Raw genomic sequence first — 15,926 nt, forward strand, 5'->3', positions numbered from 1 at the left:
CTAAGATCGCCGCACCGATAACAGCAAGAGCATGCCATGTCCGCCGATCTCAAGACCGTCATCCCCGTTCCGCAGCCCGTTTTGCTTCCCATCGAAGGCAGCGCCGATTTCTTCCCCGTGCGCCGCGTCTATTGCGTTGGCCGCAACTATGCCGACCATGCGATCGAGATGGGCCATGACCCGAGCCGCGAGCTGCCTTTCTTCTTCCAGAAGAACCCGGACAATCTGCTGCCCGCCGGAAAACCCTTCCCCTATCCGCCGCTCTCCGAAGATGTGCATTACGAAGCCGAATGCGTGATCTTCCTGAAGGAAGGCGGCGAGAACATTCCGGTCGAGACGGCGCTTGAATGCATCTATGGTTACGCGATCGGCATCGATTTCACCCGCCGCGACCTGCAGGCCGTCGCCAAGAAGATGGGCCGCCCTTGGGAGGTCGCGAAAGCCTTCGAATTCTCCGCCCCGGTCTCGCCAATCGTCCCCGCGGATGAGCTCGGCCACCCCGCAAGCGGCCGCATCTGGCTCGATCACAATGGCAAGCGCGTCCAGGAAGGCGATCTCAACCAGATGATCTGGAAGGTGCCGGAGATCATCGCCGAACTTTCGAAGCTGTTCATCCTGGCGCCTGGCGACGTGATCATGACCGGCACGCCCGCGGGCGTCGGCGCCGTCATCAAGGGCGATATCGTCGAATGCGGTATCGATGGCATTGCCACCCTCACCGTCACCGTCAGCTGAGGAATTGCCATGCCGGTGTATGCGCTCGGAGGACTGACGCCACGCCTTCCCGCAAGCGGTCTTTACTGGATCGCTCCGGATGCGCATGTGATCGGCGACGTCGAGCTCGGTGAAGGCGCCGGCATCTGGTTCGGCGCGGTGCTGCGTGGCGACAACGAGCCGATCTTCGTCGGCCGCAACACCAACATCCAAGAAGGCGCGATGCTGCATACCGATCCAGGCGCGCCCGTGACGATCGGCGAAGGCTGCACCATCGGCCACCACGCCATCGTCCACGGCTGCACCATCGGCGACAACGCGCTGATCGGCATGGGCGCGACGGTGCTCAACGGCGCCAGGATCGGCAACAATTGCCTGGTCGGCGCCAACGCGCTGGTCACCGAGGGCAAGGAATTCCCCGACGGCTCGCTGATCGTCGGCTCCCCCGCCCGCGCCATCCGCACACTGGATGATAAGGCGATAGAAGGGCTGAAGCGCTCGGCGGAGAAATACGTGTCGAACTGGCAAAGGTTCGCGCGCGATCTCAGGCGACTAGACTAAGGGATTACGGCCAGAAATCCCCTCCAGGTTGAAAGGCACCCCGTCGATATCTACAATAGGATTGTCTGGGGGTAGGATCGGATGGCCATTTACATCATTTCATTCGCTTTGAGTTTTGCCGTCATCATAGGCCTGAACTTCGCCTTCTCCGCTGAGGGCAACTGGAGCATTTGGCTCTACATGTTCGCCATCGTCGTAGGCTTCCAGCTGATCATGCGCTTCGTTGCGCCGAAGATCATCCGCAAGTACGGCAAGAAGAGAGAGCAATAGCCTCCGCGGCCTGAATCGCGCGAAAGCCTAAGCCGCGCAGCTCTCGCAAACGCCGCGGATCTCGATCGTCGTCTTCTCGGCCTTGAACTTCTTAGCGCGCATCCGGTCCATCAGCCTGTGATCCACCTCGTGGTCGTGAAATTCGATGACCTGGCCGCAGCTTTCGCAGATGGCGAAGGCGACGGTGCCGTGGTTGTGGCAGTTCTCGTCCGGATGGGCGCAGACGACGAAAGAGTTGATGCTTTCGAGCCGGTGGACGACGCCATATTCGAGCAGCTTGTCGAGCGCCCGGTAGACCTGCAGCGGCGCGCGAAAACCGTGATCCCTGAGCTTGTCGAGGATCGTGTAAGCGCTGAGCGGCCCTTCGGATTTTTCCAGGACGTCATAGACCAGAGCCTGGTTCTTGGTCAGTTGCGGCGTGTTCATGTGCCTTGTCCTTGCGCTTGTCTGCGTCCCAGCCGCGGCAGCAGGCTGAGGATGAAGAGGATGAGTGCAGCCACCACGATCGACGGGCCGGATGGCGTATCATAGGTCAGCGAGCCGAACAGCCCGCCGACCACGGCGACGGCGCCGATCAGCGATGCGAGCACCGCCATGATCTCAGGCGTCGGCGAAAAGCGGCGGGCGGCCGCAGCCGGAATGATCAGCAGCGAGGTGATCAGCATGATCCCGACGATCTTCATGGCGATGGCGATGACGACGGCCATCAGGAGCATGAAAAACAGCCGCGCCCTCTCGGGCTGCATGCCCTCGGCTTCGGCCAGCTCCGGATTGACGGTTGAGGCCAGCAACGGCCGCCACAGCCAGATGATCGCAGCAACGACGAAGAGACCGCCGATCCAGATGACCGCGATATCGCTCTTGGAGACGGCCAGGATATCGCCGAACAGGAAGGCGATGAGATCGATGCGCACCCAGCTCATGAACGCGACCATGACGAGACCGATCGCCAGCGTTGCATGCGAGAGAATGCCGAGCAGCGCATCAGCCGACAGTGCCTGACGCTTCTGCAGGAGAAGCAGCAGGATCGACACCGTCGCGGCGACGCCGAAGACGGCGAGCGTCAGGTTGAACTGGAAGAGCAGCGACAACGCCACGCCGAGCAGCGCCGAATGGGCGATCGTGTCGCCGAAATAGGCCATCCGCCGCCAGATGATGAAGCAGCCGAGCGGCCCGGTGGTCAGCGCCAGACCGACACCGGCGAGGATCGCGCGGACGAAGAAATCGTCAAGCATGGCGCTCTCCCGCATGGTGATGATGGTGATCGTGCCCGTCGTGGTCATGGTCATGACCATGCGCGTGATCATGATCGTGGTGATGACCATCCTCCGGATGGCAGTGATCGGTCACCGTTCCATCGGCATGCTGGACGCGGCCGTCGGGCAAATGCGTGTGGTCGTGATGGTGGCTGTAGACGGCAAGCGTCTGCGCCGCGCGGCTGCCGAACAGGCGCACATATTCCGGGCTCTGGCTGACCGTCTGCGGCGTGCCGCGGCAGCAGACATGGCCGTTGAGGCAGATGACGGTATCCGTCTCGGCCATGACGACATGGAGGTCGTGCGAGATCAGCAGGATGCCGCAGCCGGTATTGTTTCGGATCTGCTTGATCAGGTCGTAGAGGGCGATCTCGCCGGAGAAATCTACGCCCTGCACCGGTTCGTCGAGCACAAGCAGATCGGGCTTGCGGGCAATGGCGCGGGCCATCAGGGCGCGCTGGAATTCGCCGCCGGAGAGGTGTTGAACCTCGGCATCGAGCATATGCGCCATGCCGGCCGCCTCAAGCGCCGCCATCATTTCCTTGTCGGCGAGCGGCCCCGTAAGCGTCATCAGCCGGCGCACGGTGAGCGGCAGCGTCCAGTCGACCGCAAACTTCTGCGGCACATAGCCGACCTTCAGGCCGGACAGGCGCTCGACCGTGCCCTCATCCGGCTTCAAAACACCGATGACCGCCTTGGCGCTCGTCGATTTGCCGGAGCCGTTCGGGCCGATCAGCGTCACGATCTCGCCCGGCGAAACCGAGAAATCGACGCCGCGGACCAGCCAGCGCCCGTTGCGCCTGATGCCGACATTGTTGAGGGAAACCAGCGGCTTCGCCCCTGTATTGGCGGGAGATAACATAATTTTCCTGATGTGCTGTTGCGTCATGCTATCGCACACGTTATAGCATTACGCAATTGATGTAATAACATAACAAACGCTATTCAAGCGGAGCGCGCACATGAAACTGGCCGCCGGCCTCTCCCTCGCCCTTCCGGCCCTGCTTCTGGCGGGCGCAACCCAGGCCGCCGATGCGCCTGTCGTCGTCACCTCGATCAAGCCTGTCCATTCGCTGGTCGCCTCAATCATGCAGGGCGTCGGCACGCCGGAGCTGATCGTCGATGGCGCCGCCTCCCCGCATACCTACAGCATGAAGCCCTCGAATGCGCGCACGCTGCAGGACGCCAAGGTGGTCTTCTGGGTCGGCCCCGGCCTCGAGGCCTTTCTGCAAAAGCCGCTGGAATCGCTCGGCTCCGATGCCAGCATTGCCGAGCTCGACGATGCGCCCGGCCTCACCAAGCTGAAGTTCCGTGAAGGCGGCGCCTTCGAGCCGCATGACGATGGCGACGAGGCCGAAGCGCACGACCACGACCATGCGGAAGCCGCCGGTCACGATGACCACGGGCATGATCATGACCACGATCACGGCGAATTCGATACCCATCTCTGGCTCGATCCCGCCAATGCCAAGGCGATGGCCGCCGAAATCACCACGACGCTGGTTGCCGCCGATCCGGCCAACGCGCTGACCTATCAGGCCAATGCAAAGACGCTCGATGACAAGCTGGATGCCCTCGACAAGGAGCTGGCGGCCACCGTCGCGCCCGTCAAGGACAAGCCCTTCATCGTCTTCCACGATGCCTACCAGTATTTCGAGCACCGCTACGGCATCAAGGTCGCTGGCTCGATCACCGTCAGCCCGGAAACCATCCCCGGCGCCGAGCGCGTTTCCGAGATTCACAAGAAGGTCGCCGAACTTGGCGCCACCTGCGTCTTCGCCGAGCCGCAATTCGAACCCCGCCTCGTCGACGTCGTCATCGAAGGCACCAAGGCGAAGTCGGGCGTCCTCGATCCGGAAGCCGCCACGCTTGAAGCCGGTCCCGATCTCTACTTCACCCTGATGCGCGGCATTGCAGCCAGCATGAAGGATTGCCTCAGCCGCGAGAGCTGAGCTTTCGAATACCGATGAGAGAGGCGAGCCCTTCCGCTTGCCTTTTTCAGATCAGAATATGTAATGATATAACATTAACACGGAGACATCCATGGATAACAGGCTCCCGGTCACCGTCCTGTCCGGCTTCCTCGGCGCAGGCAAGACGACGCTGCTCAATCACGTCCTTTCCAATCGACAGGGCATGCGCGTCGCCGTCATCGTCAACGACATGAGCGAGGTGAATATCGATGCTGCGCTGGTGAGGGATGGCGGCGCCAACCTGTCGCGCACCGAGGAACAGCTGGTCGAGATGACCAACGGCTGCATCTGCTGCACGCTTCGCGACGACCTGCTGACCGAGGTCCGCCAGCTCGCCGAACAGGGCCGGTTCGATTACCTGCTGATCGAATCGACAGGTATTGCCGAGCCCCTGCCCGTCGCCACCACATTCGAGTTCCGCGATGAGGCCGGCGAAAGCCTCTCCGATCTCGCCCGGCTCGACACCATGGTCACCGTCGTCGATGCCGCCAATCTGCTGGCGGACTACGCCTCTACCGATTTCCTCGCCGATCGCGGCGAGACTGCAGGCGATGGCGACAACAGGACGATCGTCGATCTCCTGGTCGAGCAGATCGAATTCGCCGATGTCGTCATCCTCAACAAGGCCGGCACGGCGACGCCGGAGCAGCGCGACGCCGCCCGCATCATCATCACCGGGCTGAACCCGGATGCGAAGCTGATCGAGACGGATTTCGGCCGCGTCGAACTCGCAGACGTCCTGGGCACCGGCCGCTTCGATATCGACAAGGCCGAGACCCACCCGCTCTGGTACAAGGAGCTGCACGGCTTCCGGGATCATGTGCCGGAGACCGAGGAATATGGCATCCGCTCCTTTGTCTATCGCGAGAAGCGGCCCTTCCACCCCGGAAAGCTGCAGGCCTTCCTCGATCGCCCCTGGCCGGGCGTCGTCCGTTCGAAAGGCTTCTTCTGGCTGGCAACCCGCCCACATTATGTCGGCGAGATCAGCCAGGCCGGCGCCATCGTCCGCACCGGCAAGATGGGTCTGTGGTGGACGGCGGTGCCGAAGGAGCAGTGGCCGCGCGACCCTGGCTTCGAAAACAACATTGCGCCCTATCTCGACCCTGTCTGGGGCGATCGCCGCCAAGAGATCGTCTTCATCGGCGCCGAGCCGATGGACGAGGCCGAGATTCGCGCCGGGTTGGATGCATGTCTCGTCGATGCCGCGGATTTCACGCCCGAGAAATGGCGCGATCTTCCAGATCCCTTCGCCAGCTGGGCATTGCGCGCCGCATGAGCGAAAGAGCAAAGGCTTTCCGCTGCGTCTGCGAGGAATGCGAACCGCTGCCGCCGATCCCCGGCCTCAGCATTCCCGAGCCGCAGCCGACCAAAGCCAGGGCGCTGGCAGCAGCATTGCTCAAGGCAGCCATCGGACACAAACCGGCTGCCGGTCAGGACGAATGAAAAAGGGCGGCATCGCTGCCGCCCTTTCTGTTTCATTCCCGCAACCGCTTAGCGGCCGGCAATGATGCTGGTGATGATGCCGGTGGCGACGCCGACCAGCAGGAAGTCGTTGTCGACCTTTACCCAGTGATAGCCGCGCGGCGGAGCCGACAGGCGGTAGCGGCGGTAATCGCGAACGTCAGCCATGCGGCGACGCTCGGCGGCGGTGACGCGATGACCCTTGGTCCAGCGGTACTTCTTGACGATGACCTGCTTGTGAACGTTCTTCTCGACGACCACAGGGCGGCGGTAATCGTTGGCGCTGGCTTCCGAAGCAACGATCGGCGACAGCAGGAAGGAGGCGGAGAGAAGAGCGGCGAAGAACTTTTTCATTGGGGTTTCCTCGTGTTGAACACGCCCCGAAATTACGTCCATAAAGATGAACCGAATCTGAAATTTTAATTAAACTTCTGTAATCCAGACAAAGGCTTATGCCGGATATCTAATGTAGCGTTCGCAGCGTCAGCGGCGCACGATTGCCATTGAGATGACGTCGAGATAACGCCCGTCGATGCAGACGAAGTCCTTGCCGATCCCCTCCCGAACGAAGCCGACGCGCTCGTAAAGCCGGATGGCGCGGGCGTTATCGGCATGGACGTTGAGCTCGATGCGCACCAGCCCCTTCGACTGGGCATCCTCAATCGTTTTCCTGATCAGCCGCTCGCCAAGTCCCTTGCTGCGAAACGCCGACAGGATGCCCATGCCGAGCGCCCCGCCATGGGCATGGATCGGTTGCGCGTGGCGGCGGATATCGCACCAGCCGGCCACCGCGCCGTCGGCGATCGCCACGAATTGCGAATGGCCGTTGGCAATCATATCCCGTACGAAGGCCCGCGTGCTCTCGAGCGGCGGCGCCTCCAGGAAGGTCAAGTAGCGCCGCTCGCGGGCGACGGTATCGAGCGCTTGATGAAAGCCGTCGATATGCTGCTCTGCGATCGGGACGATGTCTATATCGCTCATTGTTCCCTTACAGCTCCTCGTAATTGAACCAGTCGAAATCGGCCGTCTTCGCCCTGCCCGACGTATCGAAGGCAAAGACGCCGGCAAAGGCGCCGGTAAACGAGCCATGCTCGCCGCGCCCGCCCTCGTCGGAAACGACGCCGGCATCGAGCTCGGGGCCTACAGGTTGCCAGGCGCCCATGCCCTCGGTCTGCCAGAAGAACTGCAGCCCGTTCTCGCGGATTTCCATCGACAACTGGACGCGGCCCTCGGCCGGCACGCCGGCACCACTGCCTGCCGGGAAGCTCAGCCGCCCATTCGGATAATCGCCATCGCAGGAGAGCACCGTCACACAGCGCCCGAGCTTCTCATGCAGCGTCACTGCGACGGCATGGAACTTGTGGCGGTTATAGTAATGCGTCAGGCCCGCCACCTGCTGGTAGGTATCCGGCTGGAACTCGACGACCGTCTCGGCGCGGAAGCTGTGATGCTCCTGGCGGCGCGCCACCAGCGACTGCTCGAACCAGGAACCGATGCTTTCGCGGGCGATCAGGCGCAGATGACCGGGCCGTTCCGTCAGGTTGAAGATGCGCTGCGGCTCCGGCGTACGCAGCCACTGGAAATCGGCTGGCAGCTTGCCGCCGTCGAAACTGTACTCGGTGCGAACCGGCTTTTCGGCAAGCGTCGCGCCATTCAGGCCGGGCACCTCGACATCGGGCACGGCGGTGCCGTTTTCGAGATAGAGCCAGCCATCCTCCTTCCAGACGCATTTCTGCAGCGCCGTCTCGCGCCCCAGCGTGCAGCGCCGCTTCGGCGGCATCGGCCGCCCGCAGAGATGGGTGTGATAGACCTGCCCATCCGGCGTCTCGACATATTGCCCATGCCCTGCCCGCTGCAGCACGGCGCCCGGCTGGTCCTTGGAGGTGATCAGATGCATGTTCGGATGCATCTCATAGGGACCATCGATGCTGCGCGAGCGCGCCATCGTCACCGCATGGTCGTATCCGGTGCCGCCTTCGGCTGTCGTCAGATAATAGTAGCCGTTCTTCCTGAAGATATGCGGCCCCTCGACGAGCCCCAGGGGGCTGCCGGCAAAGATGTTCTTGATCGGCCCGACGAGCGAACGCGTCTCGGCATCCCATTCCTGCAGCAGGATGCCGTCGAAAGCCGGTGACTTCGGCGCGCCGCCGTAGCTCTCGGTGCGGTGGTTCCACTGCATGTTGACGAACCACTTGCGGCCGTCCTCATCATGAAACAGCGACGGGTCGAAGCCGGAAGAATTCACGTAGATCGGCTCCGACCACTCGCCGTCGATCGACGGCGATGTGACGATGTAATTATGCGCATCCTTGAAATTGCCATCGAAGCGCTTGACGTCGGTGTAGACGAGCCAGAACAAACCATCTGCATAGGAAAGACAGGGCGCCCAGACGCCGCAGCTGTCAGGATTGCCGCGCATGTCGAGCTGCGACTTGCGCTCCAGCGGACGCTTCACCAGCGTCCAGTTCACCAGATCGCGCGAATGATGGATTTGCACACCCGGATACCACTCGAAGGTCGACGTCGCGATATAGTAATCCTCGCCGACACGGCAGATCGACGGGTCCGGATTGAAACCGGGCAGAATGGGATTGCGGATCATGGCGGCTCCTCCAGAATTTGCGGTACGTACATCAGAACGACAGAGACTCCGGTATCAGCCCCGCGCGCTCCCTCATCTCTGTGCTCGTCACAGAGATCTAGCCAGCCCAAGTCCTTGGGCTGGAAAGCCTCTCTTCGCCGCGCAGACGCGCGGCGGCTGGATTCCTGTGACGAGCACAGGAATGAGGGAGTGTGAAGACACGTCGCCCGTCACCCCCCTCAGCACCCAGCTTGCCGGATGATTAGTCCAGCTCAGCCGACTTAGCCCACAGATTGATATCCGCTTCCTTGGCATAGACATCGATCTGCTTCAGCTCGTCCGCGGTGAACTCGAGATTGTCGAGTGCCTTGACGCAATCGACGATCTGCGAGGAGCGGCTGGCGCCGATCAGTGCCGAGGTCACGCGGTCCCCGCGCAGCACCCAGGCGATTGCCATCTGCGCCAGCGTCTGGCCGCGCTTCTCGGCGATCTCGTTGAGCTTCTTGATGTTGTCGATGATCGAAGGACGGATGAAGTCCTTCTTCAGGAAGTGGTTCTGCGCCGCGCGGCTGTCCTGCGGGATACCGCCGAGATACTTGGTGGTCAGCATGCCCTGCGCCAGCGGCGAGAAGACGATCGAGCCCATGCCCGTTTCATCGAGTGTGTCGAGCAGCTTGTCGTCCTCGACCCAGCGATTGAGCATCGAATAGCTCGGCTGATGGATCAGGCATGGCGTACCGAGTTCCCTAAGGATCGCGGCCGCTTCGCGGGTGCGCTGCGAATTGTAGGACGAGATGCCGACATAGAGCGCGCGGCCGGAGCGGACGATATGATCAAGCGCGCCGCAGGTCTCTTCCAGCGGGGTCTCCGGGTCGAAGCGGTGCGAATAGAAGATATCGACATAGTCGAGGCCCATGCGCTTCAGGCTCTGGTCGCAGGACGCGATCAGATACTTGCGGCTGCCCCACTCGCCGTAAGGACCCGGCCACATGTCGTAACCGGCCTTGGACGAAATGATCAGCTCATCGCGCAGGCCTGCGAAATCGGTACGCAGGATCTCGCCGAACGCGGTCTCGGCGCTGCCGGGAGGCGGGCCGTAATTGTTGGCGAGGTCGAAATGGGTGATACCGAGATCGAAGGCCGTGCGGCACATGTCGACCTTGCGGTCATGTGGCGTGTCGCCGCCGAAATTGTGCCAGAGGCCGAGAGAGACGGCAGGCAGCTTCAGGCCCGAACGGCCCGTGCGGTTGTATTTCATCTTCGAATAACGGTCGGAAGCCGGTTGCCAGCTCATAAAATTCTCCTTGATAAAATATCGGGTCTCGATGACCCGCTAGTGCCGCACTTATACGCCTTAGGCAACCTCAGCGCAGACCTAAATTTCGTCATCCTCGGGCTTGTCCCGAGGATCTGCCGCGCCATCACTAGATCCTCGGGACAAGCCCGAGGATGACGGCTGCGGGAAGGCTCGCGCATGGCGAACCTTCCCGTCCCTTGTTCAGCGAAGCAGCGCCTGCGCCTCTTCGATGCCGAGGGCAGCCGGCTGCGTGCAGGTCGTCGTCAGTTCGATGAAGCGGCCTTCTTCGCCAGACTTCAGGATCGACGTCATGACGTCGACGCCGTGCAGCGTGCGGTCGAGCGAGCAGCGCGCATCACGCCCCTCGATGATCGCCATCGCCATGTCGGCGAGACCGGCCGTGCGGTAGTTGGCGCGCGGTCCCTGCGGGCTCTCCTGGTTGAAGATGCCGAAGGGATGATCCCAGCCCTCGACCGGCTTAATGTCCTTGTCCTTGCCGCTCGCCTCGACGACGCCGCCGAAGAAGTTCGGATCCGGCACATAGAGCGAGCCTTCGGTGCCGTAGAGCTCCATATTGGCATGGCGGTGAGACCACACGTCCCAGCTTGCCGTCAACGTCACCGTTGCGCCGCTGACGAATTCGAGGATCGCCTGGATCGTCGTCGGCGTCTTCACCGGGATCACTTCGCCGTTGCGCGGCGCGCTGGTGATCGTGCGGGTTTCCGATGCCATCGAGGTCATGGCGCCCACGCGCTTCACCGGACCGATCAGGTTGATCAGATTGGCGATGTAGTAAGGACCGAGATCGAGGATCGGGCCGCCGCCCGGCAGGAAGAAGAAGTCCGGGTTCGGATGCCACATTTCCATGCCCGGGCTCATGACGTAGCAGGCGCCCGAGGTGATCCGGCCGACGCCGCCTTCATCGATGAATTTGCGGGCGAGCTGATGCGCGCCCCCGAGGAAGGTGTCGGGCGCGCAGCCGACGGAGAGGTTCTTTTCCTTGGCGATGCGGCGAAGTTCCTCGCCCTGCTCCAGCGTCAGAACCAGCGGCTTTTCCGAATAGACGTGCTTGCCCGCCTCGAGGATCGACTTCGAGACCGGGAAATGCGCGTCCGGGATCGTCAGGTTGACGACGACGTCGATCTCATCGTTCTTGAGGAGCTCCTCGATCGTCTGCGCCTTGACGCCGTATTCGGCGGCACGCGCTTCGGCCGCCTGCATGTTGATGTCAGCGCAGGCCAGGACCTTCAGGCCCTTGAACAGCGGCGACAGGGAGAAATAGGTGGTGGAGATGTTGCCGCATCCGATGATGCCGACGCCAAGTTCCTTGGTCATGATATGCCTCAATAGGTCTTGAAGGATGCGATCGAGCGGGTGATCAGGCGATCGACATCGGCCGGATTGTCATGCTCGACGACGAAATGCTTGGCCTTGGTGCCCTTCAGCGCGGCGATCAGCTTTGCCCAGGGCAGCGTGCCATGGCCGACATCGGCCCAGCCGTCCTCGTTCTTGTTCTCGCCGGCGGACGCAATGTCCTTGACGTGGACCGACGTGATGCGCGAACCGAGCTTCTCGATCCAGGCGAAGGGATCGGCGCCGCCACGGACGACCCAGGCGATATCGGCTTCCCAGGAAATATCCGGCGCGCCTTCGAAGATGCGCTCGATCGGCAGAGAACCGTCGGCGAGCTTCACGAATTCGAAGTCGTGATTGTGCCAGCCGAACTCGTAGCCGGCATCCTTGAAGGGCTTTGCCATCTCATGCAGGCGCTTGCCGAATGCCAGCCAGCCGGCGCCGTCGGTCGGGCGCTGATCGGCGGCCAGATGCGGCGCATAGATCGAATCCATGCCGAGAAGCTTGGCGATGTTGAGCGACTTCTTGACTTCGCCATCCAGGAAATCCGGGCTGAAATGGCCGCTCGCCATCGTCAGGCCGTTCTTGTCCAGTTCGCCGCGCAGGCTGTTCAATCCGGCATCGTCGAGATCGGCATAGATACCGCCGAAGCCTTCGACTTCGCCGTAACCGGCCTTGCCGAGCTTTTCGAAGATCGCCGAATAGGGCTGGAAGTTGCGCGCGCTATAGAGCTGAAAGCTGAGTTTCGTCATCATTTCCTCCTCGGGCCTCGTGCCCATCTTTCAAATTCATTCTGCCGACTGGCAGGAATGCAGGTCGTAGAAACGGAAGTCCGGCAGCTTGCCCTTTTTGAGCGCCTTGGCCGGGGTGAAGGTGATGCGGCGGGTTTCACCGGCCGCGAGATCGAAGGCGTTGTCGGAATATTTCCCGTCCTCGTCCGTCTCGATCATCACGAAGAGCGCCAGTCCCCTGGCGGTGACATTGAGGCAGACCGAGCCGTCCTCCTCGACATATTCATGCGTCACCTGCAGATCAGCGGGTTCGAGCTCCAGCGCCTTGTAGGTGCCGTGGACATGATGCCCCTCGCCCCCCATGCCGTTCGAGGCCGTGAAGCGCCAGGCAAGCAGCGTTCCCTCGGGGATATCCGAGATATCGATCGAGGCAGCCGTCACCGCCGCGTCCGGCGAGCAGACCGCCTGAACATCCCGCAGGTGCTTGCGCTCACCCTTCATCGTCAGGATCGAGATCGAGAGATCGACGCTGACTTCATCCAGCGTATCGTTGACCAGCGAGAAGCGGATCGACTTGCCGTCATCGGCCGGAATGGCGGCGACGGCTACTGGCTGGAAGAAGCGCTTGACCAGATAGTGCATCGCCTTCCAGCGGCCGCCGTAATCGAGGCTCGACCACGAGGCGACCGGCCAGGTGTCGTTGAGCTGCCAGTAGATCGTTCCCATGCAATGCGGCTTCAGCGACCGCCAGTATTCCACCGCCGTCTTGATCGCCAGGCCCTGCTGGATCTGGCTGAGATAGACGAAATTAGGGAAATCCTTGGGGAAACGGAAATAGCGGAACATCGTGCCGGCGATACGCTCGTTGCCGCCGGCATTCTTCTGGTGCAGCTCCATGACCGGCGACGCGACGTTCATGTCCTTGGCGTCCGCATAGGTCTTGATGACAGGCAGCGACGTATAGGACTGGAAGCCGAATTCGGAGCAGAAACGCGGCCGCACCGTGCGGTAATTGTCGAACGACTTGTTCTCGTGCCAGACCGACCAGTAATGCATGTCGCCGGAACCATCGGCATGCCAGGCATCGCCGAAATCGAGATAGCCGGAAGCCGGGCTCGACGGCCACCAGATGGCGCCCGGCGCCGCCTTCTTCATCGCCAGCTCGATCACCCGGTTCAGGCGGTCGTAGGAAACGAGATAGCGATCGCGATCCTTGCGCGACTCCTCGAACCAGGTGAGCGCCCCGACCAGCTCGTTGTCGCCGCACCAGATGGCGATCGACGGATGCGAGGAGAGCCGCTTGACCTGATAGTCCACCTCGAGCGCAACGCTATCGAGGAAGTCATCGGTCGAGGGATAGAGGTTGCAGGCGAACATAAAGTCCTGCCAGACCATCAGGCCCAGCCGGTCGCAGAGATCGTAGAAATAATCCTGCTCGTAGAACCCGCCGCCCCAGACGCGGATCATGTTCATGTTGGCGGCCTTCGCCGACTGCAGCAGGTCCTCGGTCTTCTCCGGCGACGACAGCGAATAGAGCGCGTCGGCCGGGATCCAGTTGGCGCCGCGGCAGAAGATTTCGCGGCCATTGACCTTGAAGGCGAAACGGCTGCCGGCGGCATCGGGCGTGGTGATCAGCTCAACGGTCCTCAGACCGATCTGCTTGGTGACGCTATCGGCGGGAAGCTCGACCTTCAACGTGTAGAGCGCCTGCTCGCCGCTGCCCGACGGCCACCAGAGCTTCGGCTTGTCGATCTGGAAGAACTGATTGATGACGGTCTCGCCGCCATTGACGCCGACATCAAGGCGCACCCGCTCGCCGTCGAGCTCGAAATGCACAGGCACGATGCCCGGGTTCTTCGAATAGAGCGTCGCGGTCACCTGCAATTCGACGCTGCCGTCGAGATTATGCGTCTGGCGCGTCGTCACATGCTCGATGCGGGCGGTTTCCAGTTTCTTCAGCGCGACCGTTCCGTAGAGACCGAGCGGCGCGAGAGCGATATTCCAGTCCCAGCCAAAATGGCACTGCGGCTTGCGCAGCATGTTGCCGTTCGGGATCGGCGAATTGCCGGTCGAATAGGGAATGTAGAAAGGCTGCTTACCCTGCCGGTCGGCGCCTTCCGCGATGCTCGACTTGAAGACGATACGCACCGTGTTATCGCCGGCCTTCAGCATCGACGTCACGTCAGGACGGTAACGGCGGAAGGCGTTATCGGCCGAAAGCGCCAGGAAGCCGTTCACATAGACCGAGGCGACCGTATCGAGGTAGTCGATATCGAGATACCAGTCGCCCTCGGTTTCCTTAAGCTTGAAGCTGCGCTCGATCGTCCATTCCTGATGCGCGACCCACTGGATCTTCTCTTCGTTCCGGCCGAAATAAGGATCGGGAATGAGATTGGCGGCATGCAGCGCGGTGTGCACATCGCCCGGAATATTGATCGTGGTTTTGACCTCGCCATCGGCGGAGGCAAGGTGCCAGCTGCCCGAGAGGTCGATGGGGGAACCGTTCTTCGGCAAGGACGTCATGGTATGTTTCCGATCAGGCCGCCTTGGGAAGACCGATACCGGTCCGCGGCCAAACTTGGACGGCCTTTCGGCCGCTATTGAGGATAAGGCGGAGCTTACGCCCCGCCCCTATTGCGTTTGTCAGATCCGGTCCTCGGTCTCGGCATCGAAAACCGACGCGAGCGAGGTGTCGAAGCCGAGCTTGACCGGCGTGCCGGGGCTGAAGCGGCGCGCGCCGTTGATGCGTACCGACATCGTATGTCCGGCATGTTTCAGCCAGAGCAGATTGTCGGCGCCCATCGGCTCCTCGACGTCGACCGTCGCTTCATGAACTTCGGCACCGAGCTCTTCGTTGACCTTGATATGCTCGGGACGGACGCCGAGCACCACCTTTCGGCCGGGCTGCAGCGGCTCGGAAGCCTGGTATCCCTCCAGCGAGAAGGTCACGCCGTTTGCCACAAAGGCAGGCTTGCCGTTCGCAGTTGCCAGTTCGCCGCGCAGGAAGTTCATCGACGGCGAGCCGATGAAACCGGCGACGAAGAGATTGCGCGGCTTGTTGTAGATCGTCGTCGGATCGGCGAGCTGCTGGATGATGCCGCTCTTCATGATGGCGATACGATCGGCCAGCGTCAGTGCCTCGATCTGGTCGTGCGTGACATAGATCATCGTGTTCTTCAGCGACTGGTGCAGACGCTTGATCTCGACGCGCAGCTCCGAGCGCAGCTTGGCGTCGAGGTTCGACAGCGGCTCGTCGAAGAGGAACACGTCGACATCGCGCACCAGGGCGCGGCCGATGGCGACACGCTGGCGCTGGCCGCCCGAAAGCTCGGCCGGCTTGCGCTTCAGGAGCGGCTGGATTTGCAGGATCTCGGCAGCCCGGGCGACGCGCTTGTCGATCTCCGCCTGAGGAACCTTGGCGACCTGCAGGCCGAAGGACAGGTTCTTCTCGACCGTCATCTGCGGATAGAGCGCGTAGGACTGGAACACCATGCCGATGCCGCGGTCCTTGGGCTCTTCCCAGGTGACGTTCTTGCCCTTGATGTAGATCTGCCCTTCCGACGCATCGAGGAGGCCGGCAATACAGTTTAAGAGCGTGGACTTGCCGCAGCCGGACGAGCCGAGCAGAACCAGGAATTCGCCGTCGTTGATATCGAGGTTCAGGTCCTTGAGAACGCTGACAGCGCCGAAATTCAACGACAGATCTTTGATGGAAACGCTTGTGTTCAT

General features: G+C 61.9%; 17 protein-coding genes. 6 read left to right on the forward strand and 11 right to left on the reverse strand.

The genetic code is table 11. The features are described from left to right. The first annotated feature begins 36 nt into the window (after positions 1-36). The 3 genes from ACEN84_RS20055 (at position 37) to ACEN84_RS20065 (ending at position 1,545) form a co-directional block, all read left to right on the forward strand. Complete coding sequence (locus ACEN84_RS20055; protein ID WP_413709672.1) at positions 37-735, forward strand: fumarylacetoacetate hydrolase family protein; 699 nt, start codon at positions 37-39, stop codon at positions 733-735. Between the two features lie 9 nt (positions 736-744). Further along, positions 745-1,275, forward strand: a complete 531-nt coding sequence (locus ACEN84_RS20060; protein WP_413709673.1) for a gamma carbonic anhydrase family protein — start codon at positions 745-747, stop codon at positions 1,273-1,275. Positions 1,276-1,356: 81 nt separating this feature from the next. Next, entirely contained in the window at positions 1,357-1,545 is a 189-nt protein-coding gene (locus ACEN84_RS20065) for a hypothetical protein (RefSeq protein ID WP_413709674.1), read from the forward strand. Positions 1,546-1,572: 27 nt separating this feature from the next. Here the strand turns inward: ACEN84_RS20065 and ACEN84_RS20070 are convergent, their stop codons facing one another. The 3 genes from ACEN84_RS20070 to ACEN84_RS20080 are packed head-to-tail and all read right to left on the reverse strand — an operon-like array spanning position 1,573 to position 3,663. Next, positions 1,573-1,971: a Fur family transcriptional regulator gene (locus ACEN84_RS20070; protein WP_112715151.1), complete on the reverse strand. Its 399-nt coding sequence runs from the start codon at positions 1,969-1,971 to the stop codon at positions 1,573-1,575. Beyond that, a complete protein-coding gene (znuB, locus tag ACEN84_RS20075) occupies positions 1,968-2,780 on the reverse strand; it encodes a zinc ABC transporter permease subunit ZnuB (RefSeq protein WP_130278564.1) in 813 nt (270 codons plus the stop codon). The genes ACEN84_RS20070 and znuB overlap by 4 nt, the downstream gene beginning before the upstream one ends. Further along, positions 2,773-3,663 (reverse strand): ATP-binding cassette domain-containing protein, encoded by an 891-nt coding sequence (locus ACEN84_RS20080; protein WP_413709675.1) that lies wholly within the window; start codon positions 3,661-3,663, stop codon positions 2,773-2,775. Before ACEN84_RS20080 ends, znuB begins: the two co-directional genes overlap by 8 nt. Before the next feature lie 100 nt (positions 3,664-3,763). On the opposite strand from ACEN84_RS20080, the gene znuA reads away from it, so the two are divergent. The 3 genes from znuA (at position 3,764) to ACEN84_RS20095 (ending at position 6,217) form a co-directional block, all read left to right on the forward strand. Beyond that, on the forward strand, positions 3,764-4,753 hold the full coding sequence (gene znuA, locus ACEN84_RS20085; protein ID WP_413709676.1) for a zinc ABC transporter substrate-binding protein ZnuA: 990 nt from the start codon (positions 3,764-3,766) through the stop codon (positions 4,751-4,753). A gap of 91 nt (positions 4,754-4,844) precedes the next feature. Then, a complete protein-coding gene (gene zigA / locus ACEN84_RS20090; RefSeq protein ID WP_413709677.1) occupies positions 4,845-6,050 on the forward strand; it encodes a zinc metallochaperone GTPase ZigA in 1,206 nt (401 codons plus the stop codon). Next, positions 6,047-6,217, forward strand: a complete 171-nt coding sequence (locus ACEN84_RS20095; protein ID WP_413709678.1) for a hypothetical protein — start codon at positions 6,047-6,049, stop codon at positions 6,215-6,217. Before zigA ends, ACEN84_RS20095 begins: the two co-directional genes overlap by 4 nt. Positions 6,218-6,265: 48 nt before the next feature. On the opposite strand, the gene ACEN84_RS20100 is transcribed toward ACEN84_RS20095, so the two are convergent. From ACEN84_RS20100 to ACEN84_RS20135, 8 genes are all read right to left on the reverse strand, one after another. Then, positions 6,266-6,589 (reverse strand): RcnB family protein, encoded by a 324-nt coding sequence (locus tag ACEN84_RS20100; RefSeq protein ID WP_112715159.1) that lies wholly within the window; start codon positions 6,587-6,589, stop codon positions 6,266-6,268. Positions 6,590-6,718: 129 nt separating this feature from the next. Next, positions 6,719-7,216: a GNAT family N-acetyltransferase gene (locus ACEN84_RS20105; protein ID WP_413709679.1), complete on the reverse strand. Its 498-nt coding sequence runs from the start codon at positions 7,214-7,216 to the stop codon at positions 6,719-6,721. A 7-nt stretch (positions 7,217-7,223) separates the two neighbouring features. Further along, a complete protein-coding gene (locus ACEN84_RS20110; protein WP_413709680.1) occupies positions 7,224-8,837 on the reverse strand; it encodes a glycoside hydrolase family 43 protein in 1,614 nt (537 codons plus the stop codon). A 241-nt stretch (positions 8,838-9,078) separates the two neighbouring features. Further along, the gene (gene mgrA / locus ACEN84_RS20115) at positions 9,079-10,110 is read right to left on the reverse strand and encodes an L-glyceraldehyde 3-phosphate reductase (protein ID WP_413709681.1); all 1,032 of its coding nucleotides are present in this window, start codon (positions 10,108-10,110) and stop codon (positions 9,079-9,081) included. 204 nt (positions 10,111-10,314) lie between these two features. After that, positions 10,315-11,448 carry a Gfo/Idh/MocA family protein gene (locus ACEN84_RS20120; protein WP_413709682.1) on the reverse strand — a complete coding sequence of 378 codons (1,134 nt, stop codon included), beginning with the start codon at positions 11,446-11,448 and terminating at the stop codon, positions 10,315-10,317. 8 nt (positions 11,449-11,456) lie between these two features. Further along, the gene (locus tag ACEN84_RS20125; protein WP_413709683.1) at positions 11,457-12,218 is read right to left on the reverse strand and encodes a sugar phosphate isomerase/epimerase family protein; all 762 of its coding nucleotides are present in this window, start codon (positions 12,216-12,218) and stop codon (positions 11,457-11,459) included. A 36-nt stretch (positions 12,219-12,254) separates the two neighbouring features. Next, positions 12,255-14,720 (reverse strand): beta-mannosidase, encoded by a 2,466-nt coding sequence (locus ACEN84_RS20130; protein WP_413709684.1) that lies wholly within the window; start codon positions 14,718-14,720, stop codon positions 12,255-12,257. 120 nt (positions 14,721-14,840) lie between these two features. Further along, positions 14,841-15,926: an ABC transporter ATP-binding protein gene (locus ACEN84_RS20135; protein WP_413709685.1), complete on the reverse strand. Its 1,086-nt coding sequence runs from the start codon at positions 15,924-15,926 to the stop codon at positions 14,841-14,843.

This window comes from Rhizobium sp. Rhizsp82 (genome assembly GCF_047325115.1).
GTDB lineage: Bacteria > Pseudomonadota > Alphaproteobacteria > Rhizobiales > Rhizobiaceae > Rhizobium.